Origin of the sequence: Lewinella sp. IMCC34183 (genome assembly GCF_003390915.1) — a bacterium.
GTDB lineage: Bacteria > Bacteroidota > Bacteroidia > Chitinophagales > Saprospiraceae > Neolewinella.
Map to the genome: position 1 here is coordinate 55,201 of NZ_QMEM01000008.1, position 18,955 is coordinate 74,155.

At 62.8% G+C, this 18,955-nt stretch carries 20 protein-coding genes; 11 read left to right on the forward strand and 9 right to left on the reverse strand.

The window, feature by feature from the left end; genetic code table 11:
* The first annotated feature begins 136 nt into the window (after positions 1-136).
* Both DQG19_RS16365 and DQG19_RS16370 read left to right on the forward strand, forming a co-directional pair.
* A complete protein-coding gene (locus DQG19_RS16365) occupies positions 137-1,189 on the forward strand; it encodes a sugar phosphate isomerase/epimerase family protein (RefSeq protein ID WP_116127370.1) in 1,053 nt (350 codons plus the stop codon).
* A 22-nt stretch (positions 1,190-1,211) separates the two neighbouring features.
* Entirely contained in the window at positions 1,212-2,453 is a 1,242-nt protein-coding gene (locus tag DQG19_RS16370) for a hypothetical protein (protein WP_116127371.1), read from the forward strand.
* 49 nt (positions 2,454-2,502) lie between these two features.
* Here the strand turns inward: DQG19_RS16370 and DQG19_RS16375 are convergent, their stop codons facing one another.
* Entirely contained in the window at positions 2,503-5,262 is a 2,760-nt protein-coding gene (locus tag DQG19_RS16375; RefSeq protein WP_116127372.1) for a TonB-dependent receptor, read from the reverse strand.
* 122 nt (positions 5,263-5,384) lie between these two features.
* The gene (locus tag DQG19_RS16380) at positions 5,385-5,840 is read right to left on the reverse strand and encodes a MarR family winged helix-turn-helix transcriptional regulator (protein WP_116127373.1); all 456 of its coding nucleotides are present in this window, start codon (positions 5,838-5,840) and stop codon (positions 5,385-5,387) included.
* A 130-nt stretch (positions 5,841-5,970) separates the two neighbouring features.
* Between DQG19_RS16380 and proC the strand changes: the two genes are divergently transcribed.
* The 5 genes from proC to DQG19_RS16405 are packed head-to-tail and all read left to right on the forward strand — an operon-like array spanning position 5,971 to position 9,549.
* The gene (gene proC / locus DQG19_RS16385) at positions 5,971-6,774 is read left to right on the forward strand and encodes a pyrroline-5-carboxylate reductase (RefSeq protein ID WP_116127374.1); all 804 of its coding nucleotides are present in this window, start codon (positions 5,971-5,973) and stop codon (positions 6,772-6,774) included.
* A 34-nt stretch (positions 6,775-6,808) separates the two neighbouring features.
* Complete coding sequence (locus DQG19_RS16390; protein WP_116127375.1) at positions 6,809-7,795, forward strand: NAD(P)H-quinone oxidoreductase; 987 nt, start codon at positions 6,809-6,811, stop codon at positions 7,793-7,795.
* Between the two features lie 42 nt (positions 7,796-7,837).
* Complete coding sequence (gene lipB, locus DQG19_RS16395; protein ID WP_116127376.1) at positions 7,838-8,587, forward strand: lipoyl(octanoyl) transferase LipB; 750 nt, start codon at positions 7,838-7,840, stop codon at positions 8,585-8,587.
* Between the two features lie 18 nt (positions 8,588-8,605).
* The gene (locus DQG19_RS16400) at positions 8,606-9,148 is read left to right on the forward strand and encodes an RNA polymerase sigma factor (RefSeq protein ID WP_116127377.1); all 543 of its coding nucleotides are present in this window, start codon (positions 8,606-8,608) and stop codon (positions 9,146-9,148) included.
* Between the two features lie 11 nt (positions 9,149-9,159).
* Positions 9,160-9,549 (forward strand): hypothetical protein, encoded by a 390-nt coding sequence (locus DQG19_RS16405; protein WP_116127378.1) that lies wholly within the window; start codon positions 9,160-9,162, stop codon positions 9,547-9,549.
* Here the strand turns inward: DQG19_RS16405 and DQG19_RS16410 are convergent.
* The gene (locus DQG19_RS16410; protein WP_116127379.1) at positions 9,546-9,872 is read right to left on the reverse strand and encodes a tetratricopeptide repeat protein; all 327 of its coding nucleotides are present in this window, start codon (positions 9,870-9,872) and stop codon (positions 9,546-9,548) included. The genes DQG19_RS16405 and DQG19_RS16410 overlap by 4 nt on opposite strands.
* Positions 9,873-9,932: 60 nt before the next feature.
* On the opposite strand from DQG19_RS16410, the gene DQG19_RS16415 reads away from it, so the two are divergent.
* On the forward strand, positions 9,933-11,183 hold the full coding sequence (locus DQG19_RS16415) for a bifunctional folylpolyglutamate synthase/dihydrofolate synthase (protein ID WP_116127380.1): 1,251 nt from the start codon (positions 9,933-9,935) through the stop codon (positions 11,181-11,183).
* A 113-nt stretch (positions 11,184-11,296) separates the two neighbouring features.
* On the opposite strand, the gene DQG19_RS16420 is transcribed toward DQG19_RS16415, so the two are convergent.
* Positions 11,297-12,379, reverse strand: a complete 1,083-nt coding sequence (locus tag DQG19_RS16420; protein ID WP_116127381.1) for a beta-ketoacyl-ACP synthase III — start codon at positions 12,377-12,379, stop codon at positions 11,297-11,299.
* Positions 12,380-12,444: 65 nt separating this feature from the next.
* Positions 12,445-13,458: a magnesium transporter CorA family protein gene (locus DQG19_RS16425; protein WP_232826544.1), complete on the reverse strand. Its 1,014-nt coding sequence runs from the start codon at positions 13,456-13,458 to the stop codon at positions 12,445-12,447.
* 215 nt (positions 13,459-13,673) lie between these two features.
* On the opposite strand from DQG19_RS16425, the gene DQG19_RS16430 reads away from it, so the two are divergent.
* The 3 genes from DQG19_RS16430 to DQG19_RS16440 are packed head-to-tail and all read left to right on the forward strand — an operon-like array spanning position 13,674 to position 15,603.
* Positions 13,674-14,252 carry a sigma-70 family RNA polymerase sigma factor gene (locus DQG19_RS16430; protein ID WP_116127383.1) on the forward strand — a complete coding sequence of 193 codons (579 nt, stop codon included), beginning with the start codon at positions 13,674-13,676 and terminating at the stop codon, positions 14,250-14,252.
* 54 nt (positions 14,253-14,306) lie between these two features.
* Positions 14,307-14,513 carry a hypothetical protein gene (locus DQG19_RS16435; protein ID WP_116127384.1) on the forward strand — a complete coding sequence of 69 codons (207 nt, stop codon included), beginning with the start codon at positions 14,307-14,309 and terminating at the stop codon, positions 14,511-14,513.
* 49 nt (positions 14,514-14,562) lie between these two features.
* Positions 14,563-15,603, forward strand: coding sequence for a DNA topoisomerase IB (locus tag DQG19_RS16440; protein WP_116127385.1), 1,041 nt, complete (start codon positions 14,563-14,565; stop codon positions 15,601-15,603).
* Here the strand turns inward: DQG19_RS16440 and DQG19_RS16445 are convergent.
* The 4 genes from DQG19_RS16445 to DQG19_RS16460 are packed head-to-tail and all read right to left on the reverse strand — an operon-like array spanning position 15,575 to position 18,890.
* A complete protein-coding gene (locus DQG19_RS16445) occupies positions 15,575-16,540 on the reverse strand; it encodes a DUF4835 family protein (protein ID WP_116127386.1) in 966 nt (321 codons plus the stop codon). The two genes, DQG19_RS16440 and DQG19_RS16445, sit on opposite strands and share 29 nt — an antisense overlap.
* Positions 16,537-17,736 (reverse strand): bifunctional phosphopantothenoylcysteine decarboxylase/phosphopantothenate--cysteine ligase CoaBC, encoded by a 1,200-nt coding sequence (coaBC, locus tag DQG19_RS16450; protein WP_116127387.1) that lies wholly within the window; start codon positions 17,734-17,736, stop codon positions 16,537-16,539. The genes DQG19_RS16445 and coaBC overlap by 4 nt, the downstream gene beginning before the upstream one ends.
* Before the next feature lie 4 nt (positions 17,737-17,740).
* Positions 17,741-18,091: a DNA-directed RNA polymerase subunit omega gene (locus DQG19_RS16455; protein ID WP_116127388.1), complete on the reverse strand. Its 351-nt coding sequence runs from the start codon at positions 18,089-18,091 to the stop codon at positions 17,741-17,743.
* Positions 18,084-18,890, reverse strand: a complete 807-nt coding sequence (locus DQG19_RS16460; RefSeq protein WP_116127389.1) for an outer membrane protein assembly factor BamD — start codon at positions 18,888-18,890, stop codon at positions 18,084-18,086. Before DQG19_RS16460 ends, DQG19_RS16455 begins: the two co-directional genes overlap by 8 nt.
* Positions 18,891-18,955: the final 65 nt, after the last annotated feature.

The window sequence follows — 18,955 nt, forward strand, 5'->3', positions numbered from 1 at the left end:
CAACCGGCAACCCGGCCGGGCATCCCCCCAAATCTTAGTAAGTTAGCCGCCACCGGAAACCGGCCGGGCGTGGCGACTCCGGAGCGAACTCCGCACCCGCGCCCCCGCAACTACCACCCGCAAATCGCAACCAACTATGACTACCATCAAAGGCCCCGCCATTTTTCTCGCGCAATTCATGGGCGACGAGCCCCCCTTCAATAACCTGGACGACATCTGCCGCTACATGGCCGGGCTGGGGTACAAGGGCGTGCAGATCCCGACCTGGGAGAGCCGCCTGATCGACCTGGAGCGGGCCGCCGACAGCAAGGACTACTGCGACGAGATTAAGGGGCGCGTAGGCGAGCACGGCCTCGAGATCACCGAGCTGGCCAGTCACCTGCAGGGACAGATGGTGGCCGTCCACCCCGCCTACGACACCATGTACAATGCCTTCGCCCCCAAGGAGGCCAACAACAACCGCAAGGCCAAGATGGAGTGGGGCACCAATCAGTTGCTCCTCAACGCCAAGGCCAGCGCCAACATGGGGCTGAAGGCGCACCCCACCTTCTCCGGGGCCCTGCTCTGGCCCTTCGTGTACCCCTGGCCGCAGCGCCCCGCCGGCCTGGTCGACATGGCCTTCAAGGAACTGGCCGATCGCTGGCGCCCCATCCTCAACGCCTTCGACGAGGTGGGGGTCGACGTGGGCTACGAGCTGCACCCGGGCGAGGACCTGCACGACGGCATCAGCTTTGAAATGTTCGTGGAGGCCCTCGACGGCCACGAGCGGGCGCAGATCAACTACGACCCCAGCCACTTCGTGCTGCAGCAGCTCGACTATCTGAGCTTCATCGACCATTACCACGAGCGCATCTGTGCCTTCCACGTGAAGGACGCCGAGTTCAACCCCACCGGCAAGCAGGGGGTCTACGGCGGCTACCAGGGCTGGGCCGACCGCGCCGGACGCTTCCGCAGCCTGGGCGACGGGCAGGTGGACTTCAAGGGCATCTTCTCCAAGCTGAGCAAGTACGGCTACGACAGCTGGGCCGTGCTGGAATGGGAGTGCGCCATCAAAAGCAGCGCGCAGGGTGCCGCGGAAGGGGCGCCCTTCATCGCCGAGCACATCATCCAGGTGACCGACAAGGCCTTCGACGACTTCGCCGACGCAGGTACCGACGAGGCCGGCAACCGGTCGATCTTGGGACTTTAGGAAGCACGAAAGCCGAAATACGATGATCAACGGTCGAAGACTTGCCGGTAGCGCCGCTCCGGTACTGCTGCTTTTCCTGCTACTGACCGGCTGCGCCGGGGAGGGAAGTACGCCACCACCGGAGTCGCCGCGGATTGCGGCGCCCGTCGGGGATACGCTTCCCGCCGGCAGCCGCCTCCCGCGCTTCGGGGTGGGGCAGGGCCGGCTGCTGCTTTCCTACGTCATCTCCGATACGGTGGCCGGTGACCGGCTCTACGTGCGGGAGTACCGGGACGGCAGCTGGGGGCCGGACAGCCTGGTCATCGGGGGCGACGACTGGTTTGTCAACTGGGCCGACTTCCCGTCGGTGCGGCCCCTTGGTGAAGGCTTGTTCTACCACTTTCTGGCCTATTCCGGCGCGGGCACCTACGACTACGACATCAACTTCTCTGCCAACGGGGCGCGCCCGCAGGTGCTGCACTCCGACGGGGTATCGTCGGAACATGGGTTCCTGTCCGCCGCCCCCCTCGCCGACGGGAGCCTGCGGGTGTCCTGGCTGGACGGGCGGAATACCGGGGGCTCCGCGGTCGATCACGCCCATCACGGGGGTAGCGGGGCCATGACCTTGCGTACCGCGCGGGTGTCGCCCGACGGCGGCGTACACGAGCGCACGGAACTGGACCACCGCGTATGCGACTGCTGCAATACCACCACGGTGGCCACCGCGGATCTCACCATGGTCGCCTACCGCGATCGTTCTACGGAGGAAATCCGGGACATCGCCTACGCGATCCTGCCGGCGGGAGCCGACGCCTGGCAGACCCCCGGGGTCGTTCACCCGGACGGGTGGGAAATCACCGGCTGCCCCGTTAATGGTCCGGCCCTGGCCGCCAACGCCGCCGGCGCGGTAGCCCTCGCCTGGTACACCGCCGCCGGGGGCGTACCGCGCATCCAGTTCGCCCGCTACGCCGCCGATTCCGCTTCTTTTGCGGCCCCAATTATTATAGACGACCGCGACCCGCTGGGTCGCGTCGACCTCAAGCTGGCGGCGGACGGCACCGCCTACCTGCTGGGTATGGCTTCCACCTCCTCGGCCGATACCGCTGCGGTGACGCTATACACCATCACCCCCGCGGGGACCGTGGGACAACGGGAGCTGGCCCGGCTGGCGGCCTCGCGGCGGGTAGGCTTTCCGCGGCTGGCGCTTCACGGGGGCACGCTTTGGGTAGCCTATACCGAGGTGTCGGATAGGGGGAGTTCCGTACGGGTTTTGTCGGCTTCGTAGTCGCGGCCGGAGGCCGCATTTTACTTGCGCGGTCGGAGACCGCATCGTACTAGAGGGTGAAGCGTACCCGGGCGAACAGGTAGCGTCCGTTGGAGCCGAATTGCTGGCTGCGGCGGCTGTACAGGAAGCGTCCGTCCGACTGATTGGCGGGGATGTTCAGGTCGGGGTAGATGTCCAGCAGGTTATTGGAGCCAATGATGAACCGCAGGCGGTCGCTGAGCTGGTAGCTCAGACTGAGGTCGGTGATGACCTTCCCGCTGAAGGTCTGGTCGTTGTCCAGGCTATTGGTGGCCTCGTTGACGGGACCGAAGTAGACGTTGCGCAGGAAGACGCCGAAGTTGCCCACGTTGTAGTCGAGAGTCAGGTTGGCCTTGGTCCGGGGTACGGCGCTCTCCAGGAACACCTGGCTGGTACGGTCGAAGTAGGTATCCTCGAAGCCCTCGAGCACCGAGCTGGTATTGACCTCTTGGAGGGTGGTCTGGGCGAAGGTGGCCGCCAGGCTGGACGTTAGTCGCCCGTTGGAACCGATCCGGCCGTTATGGGTGACCACGAGGTCGATGCCGCGGGTCCGGCTGTCGATGGCGTTGGCGAAGAAAGCGGCGCGGTTGGCGTTGGCCTGCTGGAGCAGCCGGCTGATCTCGCGGAGCTGCTCGGTCTCCGTTCCGCCCTGGAACTGACCGGTCAGGACCACACGGTCGTTAATGTCGATGAGGTAGCCGTCCAGTGTGATGCTCAGGTTGGCATTCGGAATACGGCCCGTGAAGCCGGCGCTGTAGTTGACGCTCCGCTCCTGCTTCAGCTGGGGGATGCCCAGCAACTGGGCCGGCCGGCTGTCGTTGCTGAATACCCCTACCTCGAAGGGTACGCCGTCGACGAAGAGGGTAGAGGTGGAGTTGAAGTTCAGCTGGTGCAGGCTGGGCGCGCGGAAACCGGTACTGGCACCGGCGCGGAAGGTCCAGTCGTCGGACAGCTTCAGGCGGGTAGTCAGTTTACCGTTTACGGTAGAACCGAAGTCGGAGTAGTTTTCGAAGCGGGCCGCGACGCCCAACAGGAAGGCATCGGTCACGTCGGCCTCCACGTCGGCGTAGGCGCCAATGCTGTTGCGGAAGGCGTTCACCTCGTTGTCTGGCCGGAAGCCGGGGAATACCTGTGCTCCACCCGGGCGGCTGCGGCCCAGCGGGTCGAAGACCGTAGCGATCGGTCCCACGCCGTCGCGGATCAGCACCGTATCGCCACCGGTAGTGGTGTAGGCACTGGACGCGCCGTAGTCGTAGTAGCTGGCCTGCTCACCGGCGTTGATCTGGTAGTTCTCCAGGCGGTACTCGGCACCGAAGGCGATGTTGAGGCCCGAGAGGGCATCATCGAAGTACCGGCGAATGTCGAGGTTGGACGTATTCTGCGAGAACGCGAAGCCCCCCGCGTCGAAGGAGGTAGGGCTGGCCGAGCCCAGGCTGGCGTTGAGGGTATTGTTGATGAGGTAATTGAAGCTGTTGCGGCCGTAGACGTTGCTGAAGTCCACTTCCCACTTATTATACACGCTCAGAATGCCCACGGCCAGGCTGGCGTCGCCGATGTTGGAGTTGATGGCCGGCAGGAAGCCGTTGGGGTAGATGTCGGTGACGGTCCGCTCCTGGTTGGGCAGGCGGTAGAAGCCGGTGGCGTTACCGCGGCGGTAGTTGAGGCCACCGAAGCTGTATACCTCCGTAGCCGCACCTACGGGCAGTTTGAAGTTGTACATCACGCCGCCGTTGCGGAGGGCTGACTGGCCCACGCGCATGTTGAAGTCGCTGCGCTCCAGCCCGCGGCGCTCGAGTTCCGCCTCCGTGATGTCGGCGTTGGGCGCCGCGCCGGAGGTTGGGTTGTTGTAGCCGCTGAAGATGGAGCCGGTGAATTCCTTCATCCGGTTGGTGTAGTTGCGGTCGTCAAATACGCCGGTGAAATTGAGTACGCCTCCGTTTTCGTTGAGCTGAATGCCGTAGTTGGCGCTGATCTGGTTAAACTCACCGTCGGTGCTTCCCTGGTAGTCGGGGATTTCGGAACTCATGTAGGCTCCGGTCTCCGCGTTGAGGCTCAGTCCGGTCTTTTCCTTCAGGATGATGTTGATCACCCCGGCGATCGCGTCCGAGCCGTACTGGGCGGAGGCACCGTCGCGCAGGATCTCGATGCGCTCGATGGCCGCCACCGGAATTGAGTTGAGGTCGGTACCCACGTTACCCCGGCCAAAGGTGCCGTTGACGTTTACCAGAGAGGTGTTGTGGCGGCGCTTGCCGTTGATGAGCACGAGCACTTGGTCGGGACCCAGGCCCCGAAGTGAGGCCGGGTCGATGTGGTCGGTACCGTCGGAAATCGTTTGGGTATTGGAGCTGAAGCTCGGGGCCACGTAGTTCAGCAGCTGGTTGACGTTGGTCTGGGCCGAAGCAGTAGCCACCGCCGTAACGTCTACCACGTCAACGGGAACGGCCGTCGTGAGCTTGGTCCGGCCGGCGGACCGGGAACCGATCAGGACGACTTCGTCCAGGACGGTACCCGCGGACAGAATGGCATCGATTCGGTCGCTTTCTCCAATCTCTACCTCCACGGTACCGAAGCCGAGGAAGGAAAAAACCAGGGTGTTGGCCGCCTCAGGAACCGCGATCGTGTAGGTGCCGTCGATGTCTGTGGACGTACCCAGGGTAGACCCCTTCACAGTGACGTAGGCGCCGGGCAGCGGACCTCCGTCCTCTTCGGACACGGTACCGGTAAGGGTGCGTTGGGCCAGCAATCCGGAGGTTACGGACAGGGCGAGGAGAAGGGTAAGGAGCTGTTTCATACTAGTAGTGCATTCGGGTTAGGAGAACCGGACCTCACGTGGCCGGGGCCGGACGGGAGGCCTAAATACGGCCTTGCCCTCCCAAACATACTACGGGGAGAAATAAATATCCGCGGGAATTACTAGCCCCGGAGGCGGTCGAGCATATTGCTCAACTCATTAAAATCCTGATCGTCGAGGTTACGGAAGTGCTCAAGCATATTCGCCTCCACGGCTTCGGTGGCCTGGTTAATAATCTTGAGCCCGGCGTCGGTAATCACGATGTCGACGCGGCGGCGGTCGGTCTCGCACTCTTGCCGGCGTACGTACCCCTTTTCTTTCAGTTTGTCCACCAGCCGACTGGCATTGCTCATCTTATCCAGCATACGCTCGGTGAGCAGCTTCACCGTAGCGGGCTGGCCGTTGCGGCCACGCAGGATGCGCAAAATGTTGAATTGCTGGATGCTGAGACCGAAGGGGCGCAGCGCCTGAGTAGTCTGTTGATTGATCCAGGCCGCGGTGTATATGATGTTCACCTGGGTACGGTGGGCGGGCGAGCGGAAGGCAGTTTGCTGGATCTCCTCTTCTATGGATGGCATAGGTTTCATGTGCTTACAAATTATACACCGGTGTCCCGCCAAAGGTTGGCACCGGTTCTGGGTCAGGTTTCAATGTAGGGACAACCCGTACCCTTGGCACGATGATCTATCTTCGGCAAAAATTTAAACGATGAAGATTCTGGTGATTGGCGGTGGTAATATGGGTAGGACCTACGCGCGGAGCCTGCTGCGGGCCCACCTGGTACAGCAGGAGGACCTGATGATCCTCGAGCGGGAGTCCGACAAGCTCGCCGAACTGCGGGAGGCGAAGATCGGTACGGTATTCACCTCCCCTGATACCTGCCTGGCCGCGGCCGACCTGATCATCCTGGCGGTTAAGCCCCAGGACAGCGTGGCCCTTTTCGCCGCCCTGCGTCCGCAGACCGACCCCCAGCAGGTGTACCTCTCGATCATGGCTGGGGTGACCATCCGCTCCATCCAGGCGGGGCTGGGCGTGGAAAAGGTCATCCGGGCGATGCCCAACCTGCCGGCCCAGATCGGTCTCGGTATGACCAGCTACACGGCCAGCGAAGCCGTCACCCGCATCGAGCTCGTCCTGGTGCAAAATCTCCTGAACACCACGGGCAAGGCCATCTACGTCGACGATGAATACAGCATTGACGCCACCACGGCCATTAGCGGCAGCGGACCGGCCTACGTGCTTTACTTCATGGAGGCCATGATCGAGGCGGCCACGGAGATGGGCTTCAACGAAAGCCAGGCCGAACTGCTGGTCGCCCAAACCTTCCGGGGTGCCGTCGAGCTGCAGATGAAGAACGACCTCACGTGCCGTCAGTGGATCGAGCGGGTCTCGAGTAAGGGAGGTACCACGGAGGCGGCGATGAACACCTTCCGTACCACCAGTGTATTCGATGACATCAAAAGCGGCGCCCGCGCCGCCCTCGACCGGGCGATCGAACTCGGCCGGTCGTAGACTCCATTTTCTTTCCCTCATCTCCTACTTCCTTATGAAGGCCATCCTGTACGAACCCGCCGGCGACGCCGGCCAACTCTATATCGACGAGGTCGACAATCCCCGGCCCACGCCCTCGCAGGTGGTCCTCCACGTGGCCGCCACCGCCCTTAACCGTGCCGACCTGCTGCAGCGGGAGGGGAAGTACCCCGTCCCCCCCGGCGCCAACCCCATCCTGGGCCTGGAAGTAGCCGGTACCGTTATCGAGGTGGGCTCGGACGTCAAGGGATTCGAGGTCGGAGACAACGTATGCGCACTCGTCAACGGCGGGGGCTACGCCCAGCAGATCGCCGTGGACTACCGGATGCTGCTGAAGCTCCCCGAAAACCTTTCCTTCACCAAGGCGGCGGCCATCCCCGAGGTATTCCTCACGGCCTACCAGGCGCTGCACTGGATCGCGCGCGTACAACCCTCCGATACGGTGCTGATCCACGCCGGTGCCAGCGGAGTAGGGACCGCCGCGATCCAGCTTGCCAAGCTGGCCGGCGCCCTACCCATCGTCACCGCCAGCGGCCACAAGCACGAGGCCGTGGACGAGCTGGGGGCCGCCCGCTCCATCGATTACCACGCCGAGGAATTTCAGGAAGCCGTGATGGACTTCACCGCCGGGAAGGGGGCGGACATCATCATCGACTTCGTCGGCGGCCCCTACCTCAACCAGAACTTGGCCTGCTGCGCTACCGACGCACGCATCGTCAGCCTGGCCGCCCTCGGCGGCGCGCGGGTGGCGGATTTCTCCATGGCCCCCTTCCTGCGCAAGCGTATTCAGCTTACCGGAAGCACCATGCGCAGCCGCACCGATGCCTACCGTCAGCGCCTCACCGCCGACTTCCGCCGGGAAATCTGGCCGCGCTTTTCCGACGGAACCCTCACCGCCGTGGTCGATACCATTTACGACTGGGAAGACGTCGCCGAGGCCCACCGGTACATGGCCAGCAACGGAAACGTAGGGAAGATCGTCCTCACCATCGGCCTCGACTGACCCGCGGGCAACCCGCAGCGGGGGGCGGGGCGTTTACCGGGTATGCCTGATGTACACGTACACCACCTCGGCCGCATGGATTACCCCGCGGCCTGGGACCTGCAAACCCGCCTGCACCGGGAAACGGTCGAGCGGAAGCTGGCCCAACGCGAGGCCCGCCGGGACGGCCGGCAGCCGGGGCCCCAGCACCACCACCTGCTCTTCGTAGAGCACCCTCCGGTCTTCACCCTCGGAAAGTCAGGCTCGGCGGACAACCTGCTGCTTTCCCCGGCGGAGCTGGAAGAACGGGGCTTCACCTTCCTGAAGATCAACCGGGGCGGCGACATTACCTACCACGGCCCCGGCCAGCTGGTGGTGTATCCTATCTTCGACCTGGACGAATTCTTTACCGATGTGCACCGGTACGTACGCAGCCTGGAGGAGGTCGTGATCCGCACCCTCGCGGAGTTTGGGCTGTACGCCGAGCGGGACCCCGGCTACACGGGCGTCTGGCTTCCCGGCGACGCGGCGCGGCGGCAGCCGCGCCGCAAGATCTGCGCGATCGGCGTTCACCTGAGCCGTTGGACGACCATGCACGGACTCGCCCTCAACGTACGGCCCAACCTCACGCACTTCGGCCACATCGTTCCCTGCGGCATCGCCGAGGCCGACCGGTCGGTCACCAGCCTGAGCGTAGAACTGCGCCGCCCCGTCGAGCTGGAAGAGGTCACACCGGTCGTGGAGCGCCACTTTGCCGCGGTATTTGATTACGAATCCACCAAACGGGCCGCCGACGGCATCTTACCGGCGTAATCAATGTAAATCGACCCCTTGACCGAGCAGGAACTGATCGCCGGCTGCAGAGCAAACGACCGAAGGGCCCAGCGGGCGGTGTACGAACGCTACGCCCCCCTGATGGGGGCCGTGGCCCGACGCTACTGCCGCCGCGATTCGGACGCCGACGACGTGCTGGTGTCGGCCTTCTTCAAGGTCTTCGACAAGATCGATACCTTTTCGGAGGCCGGCAGTTTCGAAGGGTGGATCCGGCGGATCGTGGTCAACGAAGCGTTGATGCAACTTCGCAAGAAGCATGCGCTCCGGCGGGCCAGCGAGCTATCCGACGTGAACCCCGCCGACTACTCCGTTCCGGCCGCCGCCGCCGAGTACCTGGCGGAGCGCGACATTCTGGACCTCCTCGACCAGATGCCGGTCGGCTACCGCACCGTCTTCAACCTCTACGTGGTGGAGGGCTACAAACACCGCGAGATCGCCGATAAGCTGGATATAAGCATCAATACCAGCAAATCACAACTCATCCTGGCCAAGAAACGGCTCCGGGAACTACTAGAAAAACTGGGCTACCCCGCCCGCTAACCGCCAACCGCATGCCTACTCAAGATTCCTTCGATCGCCAGTTTCGCCGTACGGCCCTCGGCCTGCGTCGCCGCCCTGCCCCCCGTACCTGGGACCGCATCGAGGCACGGCTCGACCGCCGCACCCGCGGTCCCCGCTGGCTGGGAGTTCGCCCCTGGGTCATCGCCGCGGTGATCGTCCTGGTGGCCGGGGTAGCCGCCCTGACCCACCTCGCGCTTCCGTCCGGCGAAACGGCACTCGCCCAGCGCGCCGAGTCGGTCGAGGAGCTGACCGCCCCCGGGGCCCGTCAGCAGCGGATCCCGGATTACGCTCCCGTAGAGGAGGGGCGCCCGGATGGGCAACTGCTATCGCGCAGCGAGCCCCGCGGCCGCCTGGCCGTGGCCCCCAAGTACCGCCTCTAGGCGAAGTCTTCCTCGTCGCCCAGCTCAAGGCGGGCACCCGCCAGCTCCCGCTTGGCGTGCTGCTCCTGCAGCCGGCCGGTGACCTCCATGCCCCGGGTGTAGATCTTCCACGCCTCCCGGGGGCGCTCCATCCGTTCCAGCGTCTTGCCGAGGTGGTAGTAGGTACCTACGTAGTCCGGTTGGTCGTTGACCAGGCTGTGGTAAATGTTGAGGGCGGCGGGGTCGTTGCCCTCTTTTTCCCACTCCTTCGCCAGGGCAAAGCGCAGGAACGCGTCCTGGGGCGCCGCCTCCAGCAGTTGCAAAATTTGCTCTTTTCGCGTCATCCCGCGAAGGTACGCTACGCGACAGGGAGCTAGCTTTGCCGGTCCGTACCGCACACCGTCATGACCTATACCGAGACCCTCGACTTCCTCTTCACCCGCCTGCCGATGTACCAGCGCGTGGGCGACAGCGCCATGAAGAAGGACCTCACCAATATCCGCCTGCTACTCGCCGAACTGGCTCATCCCGAGCGGCAGTTGCGGTGCGTCCACGTGGCGGGTACCAACGGTAAGGGTACCGTCAGTCACCTGATCGCCGCCGCGCTGCGGGCCCACGGCTTTACCGTCGGACTCTACACCAGCCCCCACTACCAGGACTTCCGCGAGCGCATCAAGGTAGACGGCACCTTTATCCCCGAAGATGAGGTGGTGCGCTTCACGCAACAGATGCTGCCCGCTATAGCGCGTATCCAGCCCAGTTTTTTCGAGATCACGGTGGCCATGGCCTTCGACTACTTTGCGCGGACGCAGGTGCAATGGGTCGTCGTGGAGGTCGGGCTCGGCGGGCGGCTGGACAGCACCAACGTGATCGACCCCGTGCTCTCCGTCATCACCAATATCGGGTACGACCACATGCAGTTCCTCGGCAATACCCTCCCCGAGATCGCCGGGGAGAAGGCCGGTATCATCAAGTCCGGCCGCCCCGTGGTGATCGGGGAAACACAGCCGGAGACCGAGGAGGTCTTCCGCTCGGTCGCCCGGGAACGCGGCGCACCCATTCGCTTTGCCGACCAGGAGGAGCGGCGAGCTTTTCCGACCGACCTGCGCGGCCCCTTCGCCGACCGAAACCTGCAGACCGCCTGGACCGCCCTGCGGGAACTAGGGAAAACCGGGGATCTCTCGCTCGATACCGATCGGGTAGACTACGCCTTTAACCACGTTCATGACCTGACGTACTACGTCGGGCGGTGGCAAACCCTCAGCGACCATGGCCCCCTCGTGCTGGCCGACAGTGCCCACAACGGCGAGGGACTACGGCCGGTGCTGGAGCGGCTTCGGGAGGAGATAAGCCAGCGGGCGGGCAGGCTGCACATCGTACTGGGGGTTGTCAACGACAAGGACCTTTCCAAGGCCCTCCCGCTTTTTCCCGTGGAGGGCATATACTACTTCGTCAAGGCGGACATTCCCCGGGGGTTGCCCGCGACAGCCCTACGCGCCGCCGCCGCGGACTACGGCCTGGTGGGGGAGGCATACGACAGCGTGGGGGCGGGCTACCGGGCCGCGGTAGCGGCGGCCGCTCCCGAAGACGTAGTCTTCGTGGGGGGGAGCATCTTCACTGTGGCCGAGGTACTCCCCGAGCAGCCCGGCCAGTAAGACGCTGCCTCCGGCGGCGCCAGTACAACGCTGCCTCCGGCAGCGAAGTACGATGCTGCCTCCGGCGGCGCCAGTACAACGCTGCCTCTGGCAGCGATCTATGCTGCCGCTGCCTAAAATCCCCACCGCAGCACCGCCGCCGCCCAGGTAAAGCCGGCCCCGAAGGCGGCCAGCGTGACGACGTCGCCCTTCTTGACCTTACCCTCGTCGCGCGCCTCGGAGAGCGCCAGCGGGATGCTGGCGGCCGTAGTATTGCCGTAGCGCATGATGTTGTTGTAGACCTGGTCGTCGCGCAGGTTCATCGTGTGAGCCACGAACTGGTTGATGCGCAGGTTGGCCTGGTGGGGGATCAGCATATCGAGGTCCTCGATGGACAGGCCGGCCTTGGTCAGGGCTTCCATGATTACTTCCGGGAACTTGCGGACCGCCATCTTGAACACGGCCTGTCCTTCCATGTGGGGGTAGACCCGGCCCTGGTCGAGCATGTCCTGGTTCCAGAAGACCCCGCCGTACTTGTTATTTTCCAGGTCGAAATCCACGTCGAAGCCCTCGATGCCGTACTTCTCGATGAAGTAGCCGCCGTGGGCGCCGGGGTACATGTAGCTCAGTTTCTCGGCGTAAGTGCCGTCGCTGTGCATCACGGTAGAAAGGACCGAGGTATTGCGGTCCTCGGTGGCTTCCAGGATGACGGCACCGGCGCCGTCGCCAAAGATCACGCTGACGTTGCGGCCGCGGGTACTGAAGTCGAGTCCTACGCTATGCACTTCCGCGCCGACCAGCAGAATACGCTGGTAGGTACCCGCGCGGATGAACTGGTCGGCCACGCTGAGTCCGTAGATAAAGCCCGAGCACTGCGCCCGGATGTCGAGGGCCGCGATCTCCGTTTTGGCGATGCCAAGTTCCCGCTGCAGCAGGACGCCCGAGCCGGGAAAGTAGTAGTCGGGGCTCAGGGTAGCGAAAACGATGAAGTCGATGTCTTCCTTATCGATGCCCGCGTCAGCAATGGCCCGCAGCGAAGCTTCCAGCGCTAGGGTAGTGGTGGTTTCCTTCGTTCGGTCGATGTAGCGGCGTTCCTGGATACCCGTGCGTTCGCGGATCCACTCGTCGCTAGTTTCCATTACTTCGGTAAGGTCCTGGTTCGTAACAATATTCTTCGGTACGTAATGGCCGATACCGGTAATTGTGGAGTGAGGCATGTAGGGAACTTGAAAGCTAGGTATGCGGTAAAGGTAGATAAAAAACAAGGCGTTCGCGTGATCCCCTAGAACAGGCGCTTGCGCCGGAAGTAAAAGGTGATGGCCACGCTGAATACGACGGAGAGCAGGATCAGCAGCAGAAACGCATAGGGCTTATCCTGCAGGGGGAGGGGAACGTTCATCCCCCAGAAACTGAAGATCACCGTCGGTACCGTCAGGATAATGGTGATCAGTGTAAGGCGCTGAATGGTGATATTCAGGTTGTTGGATATGATGGAGCCGTAGGCGTCCATCGTCCCGTTCAGGATATTCGTGTAGATGTTAGCCATTTCCAGGGCCTGCCCGTTGTCGATGATGATGTCCTCGAAGAGGTCCCACTCGTCTTCGTCGTGGCGAATGCCCAGGAAGTCGGCCCGTTTGATCTTCATCTTCAGCAGTTCGTTGCCGTTGAGGGCATTGATGAAGTAGACCAGGGATTTTTCGATACTGAGCAGTTGCTTCAGCTCGCGGTTGCGGCTGCTGTCGTAGAGTTCCTGCTCGATGAGGTTGCGCTTGACGTTCAGCCGTTTCAGGCAGGTAAGGAAGCGGTAGACCGTATGCTCGAAGATCCGCAGCACGAACTGACTGCGCCGGGCCGGGTCGACATTGCGCAACTTGTTGTCGATGAACAGCTGCAGCACCGGGTGGTCCGGGGTCGAGGTGATGGTAATCAGGGCCTCGGGCGTGAGGATGATTCCGATCGGAACGGTGATGTATATGCTATCGTTCTCGGTTTCGACCTGACTGAGGACGGGCGTATTGACTACGATTAGCCGCGCGTCGTCCTCCCGCTCATAGCGCGAGCGTTCGTCGATGTCGAGGGGGTCGGTAAGGAAATCGATGGGCAGCTCGTAGCGTTCGGCAATCCCGGGGAGTTCCTCGGAAGTAAAGGGGGGCGTGAGGTGGATCCAGGTATCCGGGCCGGCTTGCTCCGCTTGTTCCAACTGCCCGTTTCGGCTGGCGTAGTAGCTGATCATGCGGAACGATTTAGTGAAGCGCGCACAAAGGTAAGCAAACCACTCCTGCCGGGGTAGTTTCACGGTGAAACAGTTAGTGTTGGGACTTCCGATGGCGCATTTTACTCCGATGGTATTTTCCTAATTTGATGATTTTAGAAACCGATTTTTGTGATATCGGGGAGGTTCCCTGCACCCGCGTTCGCGCAAAAAAAAAACGCGGAGAGGGGAACTTTCGGGGAGTGCCGGGGCATTCTCCCGGCGCATACTTACCGTTCACCTAACGTATACTCTTCACCATGGCCCGCACCGACCGCGACCACCTCTTCGAAGCGGAGCTACTCATCCACTACCGGGTGGTGTATAACTTCCTACTGCGCATGACGGGCCACGGCAGCGACGCCGCCGACCTCACGCAGGAGACCTTTGTCCGCGCCTACGTCAAGATCGACCAGTTCACGCCGGGGACCAACGGCCGGGCCTGGTTGTTCTGTCTTGCACGCAACCTCTTCATCAACGCCTACCGGAAGCGGAAGCGCCGGGGGGAGGAAGAGCTCGACGAGCGGATTGCTTTCCACCTCCGGGATACGGAAAACCCCCTCTCCGGCTTCGCCGACCTGCGCGTCAGCGGGGCGCTTGACCGCGATTTCAGCGACCCGATCCTGCGCGCGATGACCCTGCTTAACGACCGGCAGCGGGCCATCGTGCTCATGGCCGATCTCTACGATTTTGCCGAAAAAGAGATCGCCGAGGCCATGGAGATGCCGCTGAATACCGTAAAGAGCGTGACCCGCCGCGCGCGCATCGCTCTCATCAAACAGCTGAGTGGCTACGCCGAACAGAATTTCGGCATCGTCAATACCCGCAATTTAGGTTAACTCACGTGCCGCCCCCGTATCGTTCGGGGGCGGCACGTCAAATTTCAAAACGTCATGTTCAAGAAACAGCATATCACGTCCCCCGAAGCGCGCCTGCCCGAAGTGGCCGAAGCGGCTTCCAAGGAGAACTGCTCAGACACCCTCACCGATCTGGCGGCCCTCAAGGTTTTCCTCAAGCGTAACCTCCGCCACGAAGAGCCGCCGGTAGACCTACTGGCTGACATACGCGCCCGTATTGCCGATTTACGGGAAGAAGCCTAGAACCTAAATCGGGAACCTCCGCTTTTACTGGTTGAAATCCAGTTGCGCTATGGCGGGATCCCCCGACACTTCACCTAACGTACCCGACCTTATCCACGTCTCCGACGAGCAGCCCGGCTGGAGTCGGAAGCCCCACGGCAAGACGTTCCGCTACTTTCGGGAAGACGGTACCCTCATCAAGGATAAGCTCGTACAGGACCGCCTGGCCTCGCTGGCGATCCCCCCGGCCTGGACCGACGTCTGGATCTGTCCTTTAGAAAACGGCCACCTCCTGAGTACGGGCCGCGACGAGGCCGGCCGCAAACAGTACCGCTACCATCCGGACTGGCTGGCCTTCAAACAACTCAACAAGTTTAACACCCTGCTGGAATTCGCCGAGGCGCTGCCCGGTGCCCGACAGACGCTGCGCCGCATCATCCAGGACGACTCCCACGGGTGGGGCCACGACCGCGTAGCGGCCATCGCCCTTGCAATGATGGACGAGACCGGCATGCGCGTCGGTAACTCCAGCTACCGGAAGCGCAACGGCACCATCGGCCTGACCACCCTGCGCCGCAAGCACGTGGAAGTTGACCGCGACGGGGTGCATTTCGAGTATGTGGGGAAGAGCGGGCAGGAACGGGCCGTGGACCTGAGTGAGCCCTCCCTGGTCAAGATCATCACCAATATGAGTGAGTTGCCGGGCTACGAGGTATTCCGCTTCCGGGGCGACGACGGCCGGATGCATAACCTGGACAGCAACGACGTGAACGAGATGGTCCGTGACCTGGTCGGGCCCCGCTTCAGCAGCAAGTACTTCCGTACCTGGGCGGGTACCGCGGCGGCGGTCGATGCCTACTGGGAGCTACTGGACGAGAATGACGGCGAGGTGCCCGAGCGGGTCGACCTGCGGGTCGTCGAGCGCGTAGCGGAGTTCCTGGGAAACACCACCGCGGTATGCCGGAAGTACTACATCCACCCCAGCGTGCTGGCCGCGGTGGCCGAGGGCCGGGTACCCCCGGAGTCGAGCGTCACCGCGAAGGAGGAATCACGCTTCGAGGGGGAGTTCGACCACGACGAAATTATCGCTTACCGGCTTGCCCACGGATAGCGGTGCGTCCCCCGCCCCCCGCGCTGATGGCCCGGTAGGCGCCCGCCTTGGAGGGGTCGATACGCGACATCATCTGGATCACGGCGTTCTTCTCCGGTCCGGTGGCGCCCTGGTATATGGCAATGATCTCCTCGCGCTTCGCGTCCACGAAGGACTGCACGAGGGCACTGTTGGGGTAGGTCTGGTTGGCGGACTGGACGTCCTCGATCGCCAGGGTGATGTTGGCGCGGGCGGCGGCGGGATCGACCAGCATCTGGTCGAGGCCCAGGCGGTGGTAGGTGTAGGCCGCGCGGCGCATGGGGATCATCCGGGGGCTCAGCAGGTTTTCCAGCAGGAAGTAGCGGTTATTGGCCTTGCCGGCGGCGGTCCACCCGCCACTGTTGGCCAATCCGTTGGGTAGGCGGTTATAGATCTGCTGGGCCTCTTCGAAGTAGGGTTGCCCGCCGAGGGGGGAGAAGGTGTCGTAATCCATGCCCAGCACGAGGTAGGCGTAGAAGCCGAGGATGGAGGCCAGCTCGGAAGTAAAGCTTTGCTCGGAAAGCTGGATGGCCTCGAACTGCTCGTAATTGAATTCCAGCCGCTTGTCCTGGTAGTTGAGGACCGGGGTGACCTCGCCGATTCCGTAAATGGGGCGGGCACTCTGGATGGCCAGGGTCCCGCTGTACCGGTTGGGGATCAGTTCTTCGCCGCCGCCGGTTTCCCGCGTGACTTCGGCGAGGGTGAGGAAGAGGGTAGCGTCGATGCGTTCGTCCTCGGTGAAGCGATCGTCGGTCCAGGTGCGGCCGTTGAGGAAGTTGACCAGGTCCTTTTCGAGGGTTTCGAATACCCGCTTGTCGGTCTGCGTGATCTGCTGCGTATTGAGGTTGACGGTCCAGTTGATCTCGCTCTGGGCGGTCAGCAGGCAGGAGGTGAACAGCAGGAGGATAATCAGTCTCATGACGGAGCAGTTTCGACGGCCAGGCGATCGAGGATGTCGTCCGCTACCGCGCGTTTGGGTTTTAACTCGTAGGCGGTCGCCTTATTGCGGTCGATGAGTTGGATTTGGTTCGTATCGTGACCAAAGGCCGCACCGGGATCGCGGGGGGAGTTCAAAACGATGAGGTCCAGGTTTTTGCGCTCCAGCTTCGCGCGGGCGTTGGCCGGGCCGTTCTCCGTTTCGAGGGCGAAGCCGATCAGGTACTGTCCGGGCTGCTTGCGTAGGCCTAGCTCCCGCGCAATATCGGGGTTGGGGACCAGCCGAAGCGAAAGTTCCTCGCCGTGTTTCTTAATTTTTTCCGCGGCTACGGTAGCGGGGCGGTAATCGGCAACCGCGGCGCAGAGGATGCCTGCGGTACAGTCCGCCCAACGCTCGGTAGCCGCCGTATACATCTCGCGGGCCGACCGGACATCCACGACCGTGATGCCGGCCGCTGACGTGGATAATTCCGTGGGGCCGAGGACAAGCGTTACTTCGGCGCCGCGGGCGGCGGCGGCTTCGGCCAGGGCGATGCCCATCTTGCCGGTGCTGCGGTTGCCGAGGTAGCGTACGGGGTCGAGGTCCTCGTGGGTAGGGCCGGCGGTGATGAGCAGCCGGTGACCGGCCAGATCTCTATGGCGCGCGAAGTGGTCGTCGAGGACGGCCAGGATGCGCTCCGGCTCCGCCAGGCGTCCCTGTCCGGTGAGGCCGCTGGCAAGCTCTCCGCTTTCCACGTCGATGAGGTGGTTGCCGTAGCCGCGCAGCCGCTCCACGTTGCGGCGGGTAGCCGGGTGCAGCCACATATCCACGTCCATCGCCGGCGCGAAAAAGACCGGGCAGCGGGCGGAGAGGTAGACCGCCACCAGGGGACTGTCGCAGATGCCGTTGGCCAGTTTGCCCAGGGTAGTAGCCGTGGCGGGGGCGATCAGGTAGGCGTCGGCCCACAGGCCGAGCTCCACGTGGTTGTTCCAGCTGTCGCCGCTGTGCACGGAGGTGACCACTTCCGCGCGGGAGAGGGTGGCTAACGTAAGCGGACTGATGAAGTCGGTCGCCGCACGGGTCATGAGTACCCGGACTTCGGCGCCTGACTTGATCAGTCCGCGAACGATGAGGGCGGATTTGTAGGCAGCGATACTGCCGCTGACGCCCAAGATAATTTTCTTGCCGGCGAGGCCCAAGGGACTACAGGTCGTCCTCGTCTTCCTCGCGGCGCTCGTTGTAGCGGTGGTAGAGCTCGTCGTCGAGGTACTCACGCATGGCGATCAGGACGGGGTTGGGCAGTTTCTCGTAGAACTTGGAGATCTCGATCTGCTCTTTGTTCTCCACGACTTCCTCGATGGTGTCCGTGACTTCGGCAAATTCCTCCAGCTTCTGGTCGAGCTCGTGCTTGAGGTCGACGGCGAGCTGCCGGGCGCGGCGGCTCACGATTGAGAGGGCTTCGTAGATGTTGCCGGTATCGCCGACGACCTGTTGGATATCGCGGGCGGAAGTATCGGGGCTCAGTCCCTGGGCGCGGGCTTTGATGTCAGACATTTTCTAGTTCTTTAAGTTCTTTATTCGATTTATCCAGGTAGTCGCGGACCTCGGGTACGTAGGCACTGTCGGGGTACCGGTTCAGGAAGTTTTCCGCCAGCTCGATGGTAGCGCGAAGGCGCTCCGGCTTGCGGGTGCGAAAGCTGCGGGAGGCGTACTCGTACTGCACGCGGGCCATCAGGTAGCGGATCTCCTCGGCCCGCTGGGTTTCGGGGTAGTCCTTGAGGACGTTCTCGAAACTGGTGAGGGCCGATTCGAAGCGTTCGATGTCCATGTACAGTTTGGCCGATTCAAAGTCTTTCAGCTCCATCTTGGCCCGCATCTCGTCGATCAGGCGGTTGGCCTCGGGGACCCGTTCGCTGTCCGGGTACCGGTTGGCGAACTCCTCGAAGCCTTCGATGGCCTTGACGCTGTAGCTCTGGTCCAGCCGGTAAGTAGGACTGAGCATATAGTTGGCATAGGCCGACATGAACTCCGTTTCTTCCCGCAGGGGGCTGCCGCCGTAGGTGGTGGCAAAGTTCTTGAAGTAGTAGCTGGCCAGTACGTACTGCTCGGTGTAGTAGTAGGTATAGGCGTAGCGGTAGGCGATCTGCTCGGCCTCCGTTTGTCCGCGGTAGGGGGCGATCACCAGTTCGTACAGGGTCTGCGCACGCTGGTATTCTCCCGCATCGTAATAGGCGTTGGCCTTCTGCAGGATCATGGCCGGGTCGTTGCTCGTCCGGATGGTCTCGAATTCCGAGCGGCAGCCGAAGAGCACCACCGACAGGAGGAGCAGGGTAAGTTTAATGCTGTACTGCATAAGCGCGCAAAGATAAGGGTTTTTAAGTAGACACCTTACCTCCCCCGGAAGGTTGTATTTTGGCC